The following is a 15,979-nucleotide window of genomic DNA, read 5'->3' as shown; positions in this document are numbered from 1 at the left end:
TGAAGTGAATTGACCTCCTTTATTTGCACTTCATTCTCAATTTTTATCAGGAGGAATCCCATGGTTACAAAACAAGAACTTGTCAATGGATATGAAACAGAAATCAAGTACCAACGTCACATGCTTGAAAACCTTGGTCGTTGGTTCAGTTTACTCTTTATCATTGCCAGTATTGGTGTGGTATTGATCTATCTCTTTCACAAAAGTTTCCTCCCACTCTTGATCCTCGGGATTTTACTAGCCTTGGTTGGAATTTTAGGCATGATTGTTTTTGGATATGGCATCTACCGCGGGCGGATCAATCTTCAAAAAGTGATCGATGATTTCAATCAAAAATTGACAATTTTAAATTGATATTTTAGAAACATCTCATTTATTTTTGAGGTGTTTTTTTCTTGACTATTTCTGACCAAGTGATACAATAGAAACATAAGTTAGCACTTACGTATAGAGAGTGCTAAAAACACGTATGGAGGAATGAACATGTTAAAACCATTAGGAGACCGTGTGGTCTTAAAAGTAGAAGAAAAAGAACAGACTGTTGGAGGTTTTGTCCTCGCAGGTGCGAGCAAGGCTGATACAAAAACAGCTGAAGTAGTGGCCGTTGGTGAAGGTGTGCGTACCCTAAGTGGCGAACTCATTGCTCCAGCTGTAAAAGCAGGAGACCACGTTTTGGTTGAAAGCCATGCAGGAATTGAAGTGAAAGATGGGGAAGAAACCTACACCATCGTTGGAACATCAAACATTCTTGCAATTGTAGAGTAAGAGAAGAAAGAGGTAAGAGAAATGGCAAAAGATATTAAATTTTCATCTGATGCACGTTCTGCAATGGTCCGTGGTGTCGATGTCTTAGCAGATACAGTGAAAGTTACGTTGGGCCCTAAAGGACGCAATGTTGTTCTTGAAAAATCATTTGGTTCACCCTTGATCACAAATGATGGGGTGACCATCGCCAAAGAAATCGAATTGGAAGACCACTTCGAAAATATGGGTGCCAAATTGGTATCAGAAGTTGCTTCTAAGACCAATGATATCGCAGGTGACGGTACAACAACTGCAACAGTCTTGACCCAAGCTATCGTCCGTGAAGGGATCAAGAACGTTACAGCAGGGGCGAATCCAATTGGCATCCGCCGTGGGATCGAGACCGCTGTTGCAACAGCAGTAGAAGCTTTGAAAAATACTGCGATTCCAGTATCGAGCAAGGAAGCCATTGCTCAAGTAGCTGCCGTGTCTTCGCGTTCTGAAAAAGTCGGTGAGTACATCTCTGAAGCCATGGAAAAAGTTGGCAAAGATGGGGTGATCACCATTGAAGAGTCTCGTGGAATGGAAACCGAGCTTGAAGTGGTTGAAGGAATGCAGTTTGACCGTGGTTACCTCTCACAATACATGGTTACTGACAATGAAAAAATGGTAGCCGATCTTGAAAATCCATACATTTTGATTACGGACAAGAAGATCTCAAATATCCAAGAAATCTTGCCATTGTTGGAAAGCATTCTTCAAAGCAACCGTCCGCTCTTGATCATCGCAGATGACGTAGATGGGGAAGCACTTCCAACACTTGTCTTGAACAAGATCCGCGGTACCTTTAATGTTGTAGCTGTTAAAGCTCCTGGATTTGGAGATCGTCGTAAAGCTATGCTAGAAGATATCGCCATCTTGACAGGTGGTACAGTCATTACAGATGATCTTGGTTTGGAATTGAAAGATGCAACCATTGAAGCCCTTGGTCAAGCAGCGAAGGTAACAGTAGACAAGGACACTACCGTCATTGTAGAAGGGGCAGGTAACCCAGAAACTATTGCCAACCGTATTGCTATCATCAAGTCACAAATTGAGACATCTACGTCTGAGTTTGACCGTGAAAAAATGCAAGAACGCTTGGCCAAATTATCAGGCGGGGTAGCAGTTATCAAGGTCGGTGCTGCAACAGAAACAGAATTGAAAGAAATGAAACTCCGTATCGAAGATGCCCTCAATGCGACTCGTGCAGCTGTTGAAGAAGGGATCGTTGCCGGAGGTGGTACAGCTCTTGTCAATGTTATCTCTGCAGTCGCAGGCCTTGAATTGGAAGGAGATGAAGCGACAGGACGCAATATCGTTCTTCGTGCCTTGGAAGAGCCAGTACGCCAAATTGCTCACAATGCTGGTTATGAAGGATCTATTGTGATTGATCGCTTGAAACATGCAGAAGTCGGAACAGGTTTCAATGCAGCGACAGGTGAATGGGTAAATATGATTGATGCAGGAATCATCGACCCTGTTAAAGTCAGTCGTTCAGCCCTTCAAAATGCAGCTTCTGTTGCCAGCCTCATTTTGACAACCGAAGCAGTCGTAGCCAACAAACCAGAACCAGCAGTCCCAGCAGGACCAGGAATGGATCCAGGCATGATGGGGGGAATGATGTAAGACGCTACAAATGATTGAGGCTTCGCCTCTAATCATTTGACGCCAACCGCTATCAGGCGGCTTGGCTAAACGTCTTACTAGCTCAAAGGGAGGAAAGTATCGTTCCTCCCTTTTCACGTCGTAACCTATGTAAAATAAAGAAGGCATTATCGGCCTTCTTTATTTTCTGTCGTAACTGTTACACGATTGAGGCTATGCCTCTCATCATTTGATACCAGCCGCTATTGTGCGGCCTGGCTAATCGTCTTACTAGTTCAAAGAGAGTGGGACAGAAATCGGTAATTCGTTAGAATTCGATTTCGTTGTCCCACCTCCGCACAGTTGAGTAGGGCTGTAAAAGCTGATGCAATCAGCGTAGTATAGCCCACTCAACCACTGCGTCTTGCTCGACAATCCAAAAATAATTGAGAGGCTAGGACTTTTGTCCCAGCCTTTTTTTATCGTGTTTTGGGATTTTCATTTTTTATGGAATAATATTTTTATTTTAAATTTTGTAACAGAAATGATAAATACTAATTAAAGAGGACTTGCGTAGATGCTTGGGAATCAAGCATTTGCGGTGTTTTTAGGCAGAGGGATATTTGCCAACAAATTGCAATACAAATTAACTGATTTTGTAATAATTCTAGTGTATACTAGTAAGAGTAGATCACAGGTCTACATTGTTGCAAGGGGAGAACTTCCCACATACATGTCTATTGACAATAAAACTTGATCGTAATATCGCTGTTAGTAAAATGAGAGTTTGAACATAGCATAGATTTTATCGACCTTTTTCATATTAAAAAATATTTTTCAAATTCCCCTTGCGCAAGCTCTTCCGGATTCCTCCGGGAGAGTTTTTTGTTTAGGAGAAAAGGTAGAAGGCCTATCAAGTCTCTTTTGAAAGAGTGGCTCAGCAGGCATCATTTATGGTAAAATAGAACATATTCGTAGAGGGGAAGGAGTGAGGACTTTGTTGAAGATTTTTGTGTTAGAAGATGAATGGATCCAACAATCGCGTATCGAAGCGGTCTTGCAGGATCTCATCCGTCAAAAATCCTTGCAATGCAAAGCGCCAGAAGTGTTTGGGAAGTCAAGCCAGTTGCTGGATGCTATCACAGAGAGAGGCGCCCATCACCTATTCTTTTTAGATATCGAGATTAAAGGTGAGGAGAAAAAAGGTCTGGAGATCGCAAAAGAGATTCGTAAGAAAGATCCCCATGCGACCATTGTCTTTGTCACTACTCACTCTGAATTTATGCCCATTACCTTTCAGTACAAAGTGGCTGCCTTGGATTTTATTGATAAAACGCTGGGTGAGGAAGAGTTCAAAGAGAGAATCAGCTTAGCCATCGACTATACCTTGGAGCAAGCTGGGACCACGATTGCGCAAGATGCCTTTACATTTGAGAGTGCGATGGCGCGTGTACAAGTTCCTTTTAATAAGATTTTGTTTGTTGAAACGTCTCCAACCATTCACAAGGTCATTTTACACACCCAGGAAGAGCGCTTGGAATTTTACGCTAGTATTGCCGATATCGAAAAAGCAGATCCCCGCTTGTATCGGTGCCACCGCTCCTTTGTGGTGAATCCACAAAATATTACGAAGATTGATAAAGAAGACAAGAAAGCTTTTTTTGAAAATGGGGACAATTGCTTGATCTCACGGACCAAGTACAGAGGCTTACTGGAAGCTTTGAAAAAATAGAAGGGAGAAAGAATTGCTGTTAACTATTCTAATGTCTTACCTAAAGTTCTTCGTCAGCATGCTGATCTATCGTCATATCAGTAGACAAGAGTTCACCTTGCGCTGGCTCTTTTTGTGCCCCTTCCTCTTCGCAATTATCTTTACCCTTGTACCACCGGTAGGCTTTTTTGGCTATTTCTTAGTATTTATTGTCTATAGTTTCTACCGAAATCGTAACATACGACACCTTTTGAATATTTTTTATGGGCTCTATCCGGTTGTCATGGAGAGTCTCATTGGGCGTCTCTTAGCCTTTTATGTCTTTCCAATGTTAGGGATCGTACTTGTTCATGAGGCATCTGTCAGCTGGTATGATGCTCTACTTGAATTGCTGGTCTTTCCTGTTTATATAGGAATCACTAAATTGTTAAAACTAGATTTTACAGATTTAAAAGTAGGGTTTCAACGGCAGTATTTTAATCGTTTTCTACTCCCAATGGATCTTTCCATGTTTGTGTATTTGCTCAGTGTTGTAGGTCTGGTGGTTTTTGAGGATGCTATTCCTCATGCAGATGCTTTACGGGAACAGTTAAATAGTATTTATCTGATTTTGTTTTTTGTGATGCTCTTGTATTTCAATGCAGTGTCCAAAGAACGATTGAAACAAGAGATTCTGGAACAAAAAGATAGGCAACTGCAGGAGTTAGCCACCTATAGCCAACACGTCGAAATGCTCTACGGGGAGATTCGTGCCTTTCGTCATGATTACCTGAATATTTTAACCAGTCTCAAATTAAGTATTGAGCACGAAGACCTCAATGCGATCAGGGAAGTCTATGAGAATGTTCTTCGAGAGAGTGGCCAGCAATTTTACAATAGTAAGTTTGATATTGCCAAACTCAGTCACATCGAAAATCCAGCTGTAAAAAGTGTTCTGTCCGCAAAATTATTGGAAGCTCAAAACAAAGGGATTGGGATCTCTGTCGAGATCGATGAACCAGTTCGTGATTTATTCATCGAGGTTTTAGATTTCATCACCTTCTTATCCATCCTTTGTGACAATGCTATCGAAGCGAGTCTTGAATCAGAGGACCCCCAGCTGACTCTTGCCATGCTTCAGGAGACGAACTCCCTCATCTTAATAGTTGAAAATAGTACAAAAGCTGAAAAAATAGATCTGGCGAGAATTTTTGAAAAAGACTACTCGAGTAAAGGAGAGGGCCGTGGTCTTGGTTTGTACAAGATCCAACAATTACTGGAAAAGTATCCCAAAACGACCGTGTCTACCAAGAGTTCAAACTACCGATTTACTCAGAGCCTGACCTTTTGGAAGGAATAATAGAAGAGAGAGTGGGACAGAAATCGGTCATTCGTTAGAATTCGATTTCGTCGTCCCACCTCCGCACAGTTGAGTAGGGCTGTAAAAGCTGATGAAATCAGCGTAGTAGAGCCCACTCAACCACTGCGTCTTGCTCGACAATCAAAAATAATTGAGAGGCTAGGACTTTTGTCCCAGCCTCTTTTTTGACCATTCGCGACGATTTTTTGACCGATTCTGACAGAGAGCTCCAAAGACGGTCCCTTTGAAGTATACTGTACACAAGATCAATAAGAAAAGAGGGATCGTATGTTTCAGGTAGCATCTATTACAAAATCATTTAAGGAGAAAGCTGTATTAAAGGGAGTGTCTTTTTCGATAGAAGAAGGAGACAAAATTGCCTTGCTGGGAAATAATGGGGCAGGTAAAAGCACCCTGTTTAACATTATCGCAGGGCAGCTCCAGGCTGATTCGGGAACGATAAAGACTTCGCTTGATTTTCAAAGAGAAATTGGGATGATGCCTCAGGGAGATCTGCTCATCGAGGATCTAACCGTTGCTGAATTCGTCGAATTAAAAAGCCGGATGAATCAGCAGAAGCAGGCTGATATCAATGGACTCTTAGAAATGGTCGAATTGAGAGAATCAAGAGAGCAGATGGTGGGAAGTCTTTCTGGTGGCCAAAAGAGACGCTTGTCCTTGTTGTTAACCATTTTGAATCATCCAAAGTTGATTTTTTTAGATGAGCCGACGACAGGCATGGACTTGGAAGCAGTGGATAATTTTTGGAAATTGCTGGAGCAGCAAGAGTTTACATCTGTTGTGGTGACCCATGATTTTAACCAAATTGATGCCTTTTTTACAAAAGTCCTGATTTTAAAAGACGGTCGAATTGCTGCAACAAAGGCTGTTGAGGACATTCACCAGGCTGGTCAAACCATTGAGCAGTATTTCCGAGAAGAGATGAATAAAGGAGGGGAATAAGCATGAAAAAGATTCAATTAAAACAAGTTTTACGAAATAAGCGCTTCGTATTATTCACCATTATTTTACCCATAGGCTGGTATATCTTCTTTTATCAGCTTCAAAAAGGGGTTTCACCAAGTATTTTATTAGGCATTGCCGTATTTATCGGGGTCATTGGCAATAGCCTTGCAACTTTTAGTAAGCGTATCGCCTCAGACATCGGCTTTTATTCTTTTGAATCCCACTTTACAAGCTATAGTGTCAAGAACTATTTATGGGATCAATCGATTGTACAACTGATTCTGAACAGCTTGATCTTTTTAGCCGTGCTAATAGTTGCTGTCCTAGGTTTTCACTTTCCAGTGACGACTAGCCTGTTGGTACAATTTTTCCTCTTATCCTTGATGGGGATCTACTTTAGTGTGATTGGCTTTGTACTTGGGGTGAGGGTAGATGCCAAGACGATTGATACCATTGGCTTTCCAGTTATTATTTTAGCAGCCATGACCATTATTCCCTTTGATACGCTTGGCGCAAGTGGAGGATTTATGGACTTGGTTGGCAAGCTACAACGGGTATTCCCAGGCTATTATTATACAAAGTTGATCCAAGATTTGACTGAGAAACAAACGATTGATGCCACCCAATTAGCGCTCTTTGTTGCCGTATTTGGATTGAATTTGCTATTTTTCTATCTGCTCGTACCCAAAGGAAAAATGGGAAACTAAGAACAGTTAAAAAAGCCTTGAGTTGTTCTCAAGGCTTTTTGTGCATAAAAAAATGCCCCCTACATGAATTTGTAAGAACTTTTCATATTGAAAATAAACAAAAATGTTGAAATATAGCTGATTTTAGGGAAATACTTTTAGGTATTTTCAATGTCAGGATTTAAAAATGGGGCAAAAGTGGGGCAAAAACGAATGACTCACATTTGGTTTGAAAATCTATAATACCTAATGATTATGCCATACTAGATATATAGTGTTGTTATAAATAAATGTCAGTGCGAGTTCAAATCGGAGGATAAAATGGAAAAACAAATTAATGAAAAAATTCGTGAGATTGCACAGAGTGTTAATGAGACAATACCAGTAGCATGGGAAAATCTTTTTATTAACATAAGTTTAGCTTTTGATGGAGGAGAGGTATATTATTTCTTTAATGAAGAGGGGAAAAATGAGTATATCTACAATCTATATATTCCAAAGCGGTATGGTATTCCTAATTTAGAATTTCGGAATCAAGAAAGACGCACCTTTAGATTAGCTTGGGAGTTGAGAGAAATTTTTGAGAAAGAAGGCCAACCTTTGTGGACTTCTTGTACTATAAAAGTAATTGGCACGAAATTATCTGCTGAATTTGACTATGCACCTTGGAATGAAAGTGATTATAGTTCAGGTCAACAAATGGACTTTTTTGAATATAAATATCTCGGAAAGCAACCAGCTAATGAAAAAGAACTAGAACAGTTCAAGGCTATGAAAGCCTTCCAAAGAGAGCATAATGGCAAATAGTTATATCTAAAGAATAAACCACCTACGCGGTGGTTTTCTTGTTGTTTAACAAATGTTGGTACATATGGTTTATGGTATACTATGGTTGTAGAGAAATGATGCTAAAAATCAAATCGGAGGAAAACATGCTAGAAAACTTTATCAAAGTGGCAGATATGCCCCAAGAAGTTATTGAAAAATACAAGGACCAAGTCCCTGCTGAGTTGTTACAGATTTGGCAGGAAGATGGCTTGGGAACCTTTTTAGATGGTTATCTCAAAGTCATTAATCCAGATGACTATCTTGAACTTCTCCAAGATAGTTATTTCAGAGGAGATATCGCTTTTCCTATGTTCGTAACAGCATTTGGAGATATTATTACTTGGGAAGAGAATGAATTTGTTGGTATTGTAAAATATAACCTTCAAGACTGCGACATTATTATAAAGAGCTTGAAATATTTCCTTCAGTATTTAGATAACTCATATGTGACTGATAACTTTGAACTTGATTTATATAGACAAGCTGTATCAAAACATGGTGCTCTGTCTTATAACCAATGTTTCGGTTTTGTCCCGCTCTTGGCATTAGGAGGCTTTAAAGATGTGGATCACATGGATAAAGTAAAAGTCCTGGAACACATTTATCTCATGTACCAACTCACAGGCGGAGTATTTGACGATTGATAAAAAAGAACCACCCTTGCGGTGGTTTTTTCGACGAAAACGAGTGTGAGATAAATAACGAGTCTTTGGATGAGACTCTCTAATTTGGTGAATATAAATTATTTGGTACAAAATTTGGTACAAAAAACAAAATGACAAGCAAAAAAGCCTTATAAATCAAGGCTTTTTCCTGTTGATTTAGATACCCCCTACATGGATTTGTAAGAACTTTTCATATTGAAAATAAACAAAAATGTTGAAATATAGCTGATTTTAGGGAAATACTTTTAGGTATTTTCAATGTCAGGATTTAAAAATGGGGCAAAAGCGGGGCAAAAACGAATGACTCGTATTTTGTTTGAAAACCTATAATACCTAATGATTATGCTATTCTAGATATATAGTTTTGTTATAAATAAATGTCAGTGCGAGATCAAATTGGAGAATAAAATGGAAAAACAAATTTCTACGTAGAATGGAATGCGAAAAAGTGATAATTAAAGAGACGAAAAAGCTGAGAATATGATTTCCCAGCTTTTTTGAATGCGATAGAAATAGCAACTAGACTATTTACGAAAGGCCTCAATAATGTAGGTGAAGCCAGTAACTAAAAATGAAAAGGCAATGACATAAACGACAAAGACACCTGTAGCCACTGGATTGAACAGAATCACTAGACCTAGTAAAAATTCAAGCAAGGCTACCCACATGATATTGCTACCAATAATAGGGAAAATCAATCCTAGACGATTGCCTTTAAAGAAAGCAATAATGGCTTCTACAATTAACCAAATTCCTACAATGGTCGGAATGACGACCGGCAGGGTCACAAAGCCATAAGCAACGAGGTAAAGAGCTAAGAGAAGACTAACAAATCCTTGGAAAAGATAAACAGGTGAGCGAAGCTCTTTTGGTGCAGAGAAATAGCCTAAAATAGCTGCTATAGAAGAAACCAGTAAACTAAATGAAATCCACCAGCTGTAAGCAACAAGATTAGCTACTGGGTTTGTAAATAGGAAAAGTCCTAAAAGGACAAAAACAACTCCTGCAAGGAATAGCAGTAAACGATTAGAAAATTTCATTTCAATACCCCCTATATAGTATAGTTTTCTAATAAAACTATTGTACTTATTTTTATAGAAAATGTCAATAAAATAAATAAACAATTTGGAAGTTTCAGTCTGACTTACAAAAAGAAAAGGAGTTTTCACTCCTTTTCACAGATTGAAGACAAAGTCCTTATAAAAGTGTCTTCTAAAGATTTTAACTTCAATCTGAAGCGAGGTTATCCTCGCTTTTTCTATTTATCAAACAATTCCTTATTTTCAATTAAGAGTTCTAGTGGAGATTTATCCCTTGCTTCAATAAAACCAGGTTCATATTGGTTATGAAGTGTTCTTTTCTGAGAAGTTGGATCAATATACAACTCATCTCCATCTTCTGTGTATAGTTGGTTGCCTCTTGTTAAGTAAAGTAAATCCTCTAAGTACTGTCCATCAGTTTCTAGAAAATCTTCGATGTATTTGACAGCTTTTAAAATCTCACTTACTTTATCAGAGTATTCATTAGATTCAAGAACACTCTTTTCTAACTCAATCTCTTTACTAGTTCCAAATAGTTGGGTTGGAGTTGCATTAAAATATTCTGCTATCTTATCCAAATTTGCAAAGGTAGGATAGCTTTTTTGTTTTTCGTAATCAGAGATGTCTGGAAAGATTGCTCATAAAAAAATGTGGGGCAAATGATGGGGCAAATCAGTTATAGACAAGCAAAAAAGCCTTATAAATCAAGGCTTTTTCCTGTTGATTTAGATGCCCCCTACAGGGCTCGAACCTGTGACCCATAGATTAAGAGTCTACTGCTCTACCAACTGAGCTAAGGAGGCAAATATAAAAAGCTGTATTGGTGCCGAAACTTCACGATTTGTATTGAACCCGCGCAATTAAGCAGGTGGGCAACTCGCTCTGACTTAGCTGCTTCCGCGTGAAACGGCCTGCATACTGCCAGAAGTCTTTTGTTTCCCTAATAATACAAAAAATAGTCGGTCAACACTTAAGTGTGAGTTCGTACACCACAGCGTTTCTATATGTATATGATACCACATTTTGGAAATATTTCAAGAAAAAATCTCATTTTTTTGAAACCGATGTCACTTTTTCTTGAATTGATCAATCTTATCCTTGGTAGCTCCGAGAGCACGCTCGTACTTGCCGTTTTCATTGGGAATAAAGTAGGACGCGTGTTTGAGCTTGTCTGGCAGGTAGTCCTGCTTGACCCAGTTGCCGGGGTAGTTGTGGGGATATTTATAGTTTTGTGCATTTCCCAGTTCCTTGCTTCCAGCATAATGACCATCGCGGAGGTGGCGAGGAATGGGAAGGTTGCCAGATGTCCTCAGATCAGACAGGGCCTTGTCTATGGCAACATAGGCTGAGTTGGACTTAGGCGAAAGGGCTAGATCGATGACGATGTTGGCGATGAGAATGCGAGCCTCAGGGAAGCCGATGCGCTCAGCGGCTTGAAGGGCTGTTACGGTATGAATCTGCGCATCTGGATTGGCCAGACCGATATCCTCATAAGCGATGACAGTCAAGCGACGAGCGAGGCTGGGTAGATCTCCGGCTTCGATCAAACGAGCGGCGTAGTGGAGACTAGCATCGACATCCGAACCACGGATAGACTTTTGTAGGGCAGAGAGCACATCGTAGTGGCCGTCTCCATCTTTGTCCATGGTGATGTAGCTACGCTGGAGGCTGTTTTCCATGATCTCTAGCGTAATATGGCGAATCCCTTCTGCATTTTCAGAAGTTGACAACACCGCCAGATCGAGAGAATTAAAGGCAGAGCGAAGATCTCCATTGGTCGAGGTAGCGATGAAATCCAAAGCGTCCTCATCAAGCACGACAGGAAAGTCAAAGCCACGCTCGTGATCATCTAGAGCCGTTTTCAGAGCTTGCTTGACCTCCTCCGTCGTCAACGGTTCCAGCTCAAAGATTTGTACGCGGCTACGAATAGCGGGTGTGACAGAGAAAAAGGGATTTTCAGTCGTTGCACCGATCATGATGACCAGACCACTTTCGAGCAAAGGCAGGAGAAAATCTTGCTTAGTTTTATCGAGGCGATGGATCTCGTCCAAGAGAAGGACTAAGCCCCCAGAAAATTTGGCTTCCTCTGCGATTTCTTGGAGGCGTTTTTTACTGTCAACCGTTGCATTAAAGGTCCGAAAGGCATACTTAGTCGTTCCTGCGATCGCAGAAGCAATACTGGTCTTTCCGATCCCCGGAGGTCCATAGAGAATCATAGAGGACAGACGATTGGCTTCGACCATGCGGCGAATGATTTTGCCTTCTCCGACCAGGTGCTGTTGACCGATGACTTGATCGATCGTCCGTGGTCGCATACGGAGTGCGAGATTGTCGGGCATTTCCTTCTCCTTTCTAGCTTTGTCTCCTTTCAAAGAGGCGTTTTTTATGGTAAGATTGTAGTAACTATTGTATCATATTCCGCTCTAAGAGTGGGAAATTAGAAAGAGGACGCTATGTCTAAATACGGATTTTTGGATGTTTTAGAAGAGGAGATGGACAAGGTTTTTCCCTTTGATTTTGAGATCAATTGGGATAAGAAAAACCATGCGGTAGAAGTGGCTTTTCTCTTGGAAGCACAGAATACGGGAGGGGTTGCCCTGGTTGATGAAGCTGGAGAAGAGTCTGACGAGGATATCTTCTTTGAAGAAGCCGTCATTTTCTACAATCCAGCCAAGTCGCATGTGGAAGAAGATGCCTATTTAACAGCGATTTCTTATGAGCCTAAAAAAGGCTTGTCTCGTGAGTTTCTAGCCTATTTTGCGACCTTCCTCCGAGATACAGCCGAGCTGGCCTTGGATGAGCTCATGGATTTCTTAGCAGACGAAGAAGCAGAGAGCTTTGAGATCGTCTGGAACCAAGAAGTTTTTGAAGAAGGCAAAGTTGGCCTGGAAGAAAGCACCTTTTATCCCTATCCGAGATATTAGAAAAGATTCTAAGTGTTTTTTTGAATACTGGATTCAAGGAGAAGGGGAAAACTATGCTAGAAAAAGTCAAACAGTTTTTCAGGAGAAGGTCAGCTAAAACTGAGCAATCAGTTTGCATTCTGCCCCGCAATCGCTTTGCGAATTTAGATTTCGAGAGAATGTTAAAGTCTGGAACTCGTCGCCTTGTCGATGAGGAAGGGCGCTATGCAGAAGATGGCACAGTCACAGAACTTGAATTTCCTGAAGACTTTGCGGAATTTGAATTTCTAGTTGGTTTTAATACGGAAGAGGAAGACCAGTTTCAGCAACTATTAGCTCGTTTAAATAGTATTGATAATGCCATTCAGTCCCATTTGGAAAGCGAGTTGCAACAACCCATCCCTCAGTATGCTAAGGATCTAGGCTATACTCAGAAGAGGTGGGAGAAAACCTTTTACTTCCATCCTTGGATATTAAGTTTTGAGGAAAACCCGCCTAATCTTCGCTATGTTGCCGATTATGTAAATGATGAGTTTACGGTTTATTTTGCTAAAAAACATGGCAGATGGCAAGCATACTGGGATGCAGAGTGCCAAAAAGTAATCGAAGAAAGCTAGCTCGTATTTTCCTAGAGAGTAATTGTTATCATAGAAAAGAGTAAATATCATGGAATTATTGGATAGCAGAATGGATTTCCAAGGTTGCAAGATTGCCTTGATTTGTGGGGATAAGGTCTTGACTATCTTACGTGATGACAAGGACGATATCCCTTGTCCCAACATGTGGGAGTTGCCAGGTGGTGGTCGTGAAGGAAACGAAAGCCCTTTCGAGTGCGCAGCGCGTGAAGTTTATGAGGAATTGGGAATTCATTTAGATGAAGACTGTCTGCTTTGGAGCAAGATTTATCCTAGCGTAATCTTTAAAGACAAGCAATCGGTCTTTATGGTTGGTCAGCTAAGACAAGAACAATTTGACAATATTACCTTTGGGAATGAAGGACAGGCCTATAAACTGATGCCTATTGAGGAATTTTTGAAGTCTAAACAGGCAGTGCCTCAGCTACAGGGGAGATTGAGGGATTATTTGGAGGAAGGTTTATGATAACACTTGTTCGAGCGGGAGCAGAGGATTTAGAAACTATTATTGCCATTCAAAGAGCTAGCTTTAAGGCTGTTTATGACAAATACCAAGATGAATATGACCCTTATCTCGAGGACCGTGAACGAATCAAATGGAAACTAGTCGAACGTCCCAATAGCTATTACTACTTTGTAAAAGAAGATGAAGAAAACATCGGATTTTTACGAGTTCAGACTAATGCCGAGTTAACGAAAGCTTGGTTGGGAACGGCAGCGATTTTGCCCCAGTATCAAGGAAAAGGGTATGGTTCTGAGGGACTGAGATTGCTAGAAGAGGAATTGTCAACCATCACACAATGGGATTTGTGTACGGTGTTACAGGATGCAGGCATGGTCGCGTTCTACGAGAAGAATGGCTACCATCAAACCCATATCGAGCCTGAAAAAGAAGGCATGGATATGGTCTACATGAAAAAATTGATAGAGAAATAGAAAGGACGGTTCGGTTAAATTTCTAAACTGAACCCGCCCTAAACACTATGCCAAAAAGATAAACTTCTCTTAGACAAAAACGTCTTCAGAGAGTTTCCTATTTTGGCTTTGTGTTTTACGGGCTTGGTATCTTAATGATGGAAACATGGCAAGAGTTAAAAGTTACAGTGAAGCGTGAGGGGGAGGAGCTGGTCTCTAATCTCTTGATTGAGTTAGGTGCCCAAGGGGTAGCAATCGAAGACAGCATGGACTATGTGGGGAATGTGGACCGCTTCGGTGAGATTTTCCCAGAAGTCGAGCAACAGGAAGAAATCGTGGTGACGGCCTACTACCCGGAAACGGTTGATGTAGCAGTGGTGGAAGCGAATTTGCAGGCTCGTCTCTCAGAATTGACCGACTTTATGGACTTAGGAGAGATTAATATTGGCACGACTGCCTTGGCTGAGGAAGACTGGGCCGACAACTGGAAGAAATACTATGAGCCAGCTCGTATCACTCATGACTTGACCATCGTGCCGTCATGGACAGATTATGAGGCGACGGCGGGAGAAAAGATTATCAAGCTGGATCCTGGTATGGCCTTTGGGACAGGAACCCACCCAACAACCAAGATGAGCCTCTTTGCCTTGGAGCAGGTTCTTCGTGGTGGAGAAACGGTATTAGATGTAGGGACAGGTTCAGGTGTCCTTTCCATTGCTAGCTCGCTTCTTGGCGCTAAGGAAATCTTCGCCTATGACCTGGATGATGTAGCGGTTCGCGTCGCTCAGGAAAATATTGAACTCAACCCTGGCATGGAAAACATTCATGTAGCCCCAGGCGATTTGCTAAAGGGGGTGGAGATTGAAGCAGATGTTATTGTGGCCAATATCTTGGCGGATATCCTCATTCATCTGACAGATGATGCCTATCGTTTGGTCAAGGACGAAGGCTACCTGATCATGAGTGGCATTATCAAGGACAAGTGGGACATGGTGCGTGAGTCGGCGGAAGCAGCTGGATTTTTCCTTGAAACCCACATGATCCAAGGGGAATGGAATGCCTGCGTCTTCAAGAAGACCAAGGATGTCTCCGGTGTGATTGGAGGCTAGCATGCAACAGTATTTTGTAAAAGGCTTGGCTGTCTCACCTGTCACTATTGAGGACAAGGAGACCAGCAAGCACATGTTTCAGGTCATGCGCCTGAAAGAAGAGGATGAAGTGACCTTGGTCTTTGATGATGGCATCAAGCGTTTGGCGCGCGTGGTAAATGTAGAAGCCCGTCAGTTGGAGCTGATTGAGGAATTAGCTGACAATGTGGAACTGCCAGTCCAAGTGACCATCGCATCAGGTTTTCCCAAGGGGGACAAGCTGGAGTTCATCACTCAAAAAGTGACAGAGCTCGGAGCTAGTCAGATTTGGGCCTTTCCTGCAGACTGGTCAGTCGCCAAGTGGGACGGCAAGAAACTGGGCAAAAAGGTCGAGAAGCTAGAAAAAATTGCCCTTGGAGCAGCAGAGCAAAGCAAGCGGAATCTTGTCCCAGGTATTACCCTTTTTGAGAAAAAGGCAGACTTTCTAGCCCAACTGGACCAGTTTGACTCTATCGTAGTGGCTTATGAAGAGTCAGCCAAAGAAGGAGAGGCAGCAGCTTTACTTCAGTCGCTGACCGGACTAGAAGCTGGAAGCAAACTGCTCTTTATCTTTGGACCAGAGGGTGGTCTATCCCCTGCAGAAATAGAGTCTTTTGAAGCTAAAGGAGCTGTCTTGGCGGGACTTGGACCTCGCATCCTACGAGCAGAAACCGCTCCACTCTATGCTCTCAGCGCTGTGAGTGTTGTTACAGAATTAATGAACTAACGAAGTGAAGGAATCGCTTCGTTAGTTTTTTTACAAAAATCTTCTATTTTCAAAAATTTTTACGAAT

18 protein-coding genes, 1 tRNA gene and 1 other RNA gene are annotated in these 15,979 nt (G+C 41.4%); 15 read left to right on the top strand and 5 right to left on the bottom strand.

Annotated elements, in window-relative coordinates; all coding sequences use genetic code 11:
• Positions 1-60: 60 nt before the first annotated feature.
• From QM351_RS08165 to QM351_RS08125, 9 genes are all read left to right on the top strand, one after another.
• Complete coding sequence (locus QM351_RS08165) at positions 61-354, top strand: hypothetical protein (RefSeq protein WP_003004348.1); 294 nt, start codon at positions 61-63, stop codon at positions 352-354.
• Between the two features lie 129 nt (positions 355-483).
• Positions 484-765: a co-chaperone GroES gene (groES, locus tag QM351_RS08160; RefSeq protein ID WP_003013619.1), complete on the top strand. Its 282-nt coding sequence runs from the start codon at positions 484-486 to the stop codon at positions 763-765.
• Between the two features lie 21 nt (positions 766-786).
• The gene (gene groL, locus QM351_RS08155) at positions 787-2,412 is read left to right on the top strand and encodes a chaperonin GroEL (RefSeq protein ID WP_414327176.1); all 1,626 of its coding nucleotides are present in this window, start codon (positions 787-789) and stop codon (positions 2,410-2,412) included.
• A 955-nt stretch (positions 2,413-3,367) separates the two neighbouring features.
• Positions 3,368-4,102 carry a response regulator transcription factor gene (locus QM351_RS08150; RefSeq protein ID WP_414327175.1) on the top strand — a complete coding sequence of 245 codons (735 nt, stop codon included), beginning with the start codon at positions 3,368-3,370 and terminating at the stop codon, positions 4,100-4,102.
• Positions 4,103-4,115: 13 nt separating this feature from the next.
• On the top strand, positions 4,116-5,420 hold the full coding sequence (locus QM351_RS08145; protein ID WP_414327174.1) for a sensor histidine kinase: 1,305 nt from the start codon (positions 4,116-4,118) through the stop codon (positions 5,418-5,420).
• Between the two features lie 288 nt (positions 5,421-5,708).
• Positions 5,709-6,383 carry an ABC transporter ATP-binding protein gene (locus tag QM351_RS08140; RefSeq protein WP_414327173.1) on the top strand — a complete coding sequence of 225 codons (675 nt, stop codon included), beginning with the start codon at positions 5,709-5,711 and terminating at the stop codon, positions 6,381-6,383.
• Between the two features lie 2 nt (positions 6,384-6,385).
• On the top strand, positions 6,386-7,093 hold the full coding sequence (locus QM351_RS08135) for an ABC transporter (protein WP_414327172.1): 708 nt from the start codon (positions 6,386-6,388) through the stop codon (positions 7,091-7,093).
• A 300-nt stretch (positions 7,094-7,393) separates the two neighbouring features.
• Positions 7,394-7,879 (top strand): immunity protein YezG family protein, encoded by a 486-nt coding sequence (locus QM351_RS08130; protein WP_414327171.1) that lies wholly within the window; start codon positions 7,394-7,396, stop codon positions 7,877-7,879.
• 125 nt (positions 7,880-8,004) lie between these two features.
• Positions 8,005-8,544, top strand: coding sequence for a T6SS immunity protein Tdi1 domain-containing protein (locus tag QM351_RS08125; RefSeq protein WP_049473943.1), 540 nt, complete (start codon positions 8,005-8,007; stop codon positions 8,542-8,544).
• Positions 8,545-9,089: 545 nt separating this feature from the next.
• On the opposite strand, the gene QM351_RS08120 is transcribed toward QM351_RS08125, so the two are convergent.
• The 5 genes from QM351_RS08120 to QM351_RS08100 form a co-directional block, all read right to left on the bottom strand.
• A complete protein-coding gene (locus QM351_RS08120) occupies positions 9,090-9,605 on the bottom strand; it encodes a DUF308 domain-containing protein (protein ID WP_414327170.1) in 516 nt (171 codons plus the stop codon).
• Positions 9,606-9,823: 218 nt separating this feature from the next.
• A complete protein-coding gene (locus QM351_RS08115; protein ID WP_225305933.1) occupies positions 9,824-10,240 on the bottom strand; it encodes a helix-turn-helix domain-containing protein in 417 nt (138 codons plus the stop codon).
• A 95-nt stretch (positions 10,241-10,335) separates the two neighbouring features.
• Positions 10,336-10,408 (bottom strand) — tRNA-Lys (locus tag QM351_RS08110).
• A 5-nt stretch (positions 10,409-10,413) separates the two neighbouring features.
• Positions 10,414-10,606: non-coding RNA, 6S RNA (gene ssrS, locus QM351_RS08105), on the bottom strand.
• Positions 10,607-10,672: 66 nt separating this feature from the next.
• Positions 10,673-11,944: a replication-associated recombination protein A gene (locus QM351_RS08100; RefSeq protein WP_414327169.1), complete on the bottom strand. Its 1,272-nt coding sequence runs from the start codon at positions 11,942-11,944 to the stop codon at positions 10,673-10,675.
• A gap of 114 nt (positions 11,945-12,058) precedes the next feature.
• Here QM351_RS08100 and QM351_RS08095 point away from each other — a divergent pair, with 114 nt between their 5' ends.
• The 6 genes from QM351_RS08095 to QM351_RS08070 all read left to right on the top strand — a co-directional run bounded on the left by QM351_RS08095 (position 12,059) and on the right by QM351_RS08070 (position 15,912).
• Positions 12,059-12,529 (top strand): DUF3013 family protein, encoded by a 471-nt coding sequence (locus QM351_RS08095; protein ID WP_349977230.1) that lies wholly within the window; start codon positions 12,059-12,061, stop codon positions 12,527-12,529.
• Positions 12,530-12,582: 53 nt separating this feature from the next.
• Positions 12,583-13,125: a hypothetical protein gene (locus tag QM351_RS08090; protein WP_414327168.1), complete on the top strand. Its 543-nt coding sequence runs from the start codon at positions 12,583-12,585 to the stop codon at positions 13,123-13,125.
• 49 nt (positions 13,126-13,174) lie between these two features.
• Positions 13,175-13,609 carry an NUDIX hydrolase gene (locus tag QM351_RS08085; RefSeq protein ID WP_031574864.1) on the top strand — a complete coding sequence of 145 codons (435 nt, stop codon included), beginning with the start codon at positions 13,175-13,177 and terminating at the stop codon, positions 13,607-13,609.
• Positions 13,606-14,079: a GNAT family N-acetyltransferase gene (locus QM351_RS08080; protein WP_414326304.1), complete on the top strand. Its 474-nt coding sequence runs from the start codon at positions 13,606-13,608 to the stop codon at positions 14,077-14,079. The genes QM351_RS08085 and QM351_RS08080 overlap by 4 nt, the downstream gene beginning before the upstream one ends.
• A 137-nt stretch (positions 14,080-14,216) precedes the next feature.
• Complete coding sequence (gene prmA / locus QM351_RS08075; protein ID WP_414327195.1) at positions 14,217-15,167, top strand: 50S ribosomal protein L11 methyltransferase; 951 nt, start codon at positions 14,217-14,219, stop codon at positions 15,165-15,167.
• A 1-nt stretch (position 15,168) separates the two neighbouring features.
• Positions 15,169-15,912 (top strand): 16S rRNA (uracil(1498)-N(3))-methyltransferase, encoded by a 744-nt coding sequence (locus QM351_RS08070; protein ID WP_414327167.1) that lies wholly within the window; start codon positions 15,169-15,171, stop codon positions 15,910-15,912.
• The last annotated feature ends 67 nt before the right edge of the window (positions 15,913-15,979 follow it).

This window comes from Streptococcus parasanguinis (genome assembly GCF_047465465.1).
In the GTDB taxonomy this organism is placed as follows: domain Bacteria; phylum Bacillota; class Bacilli; order Lactobacillales; family Streptococcaceae; genus Streptococcus; species Streptococcus parasanguinis_AI.
The sequence above is the reverse complement of the archived record's forward strand: the minus strand, read 5'-3'. Positions and strand labels throughout refer to the sequence as shown.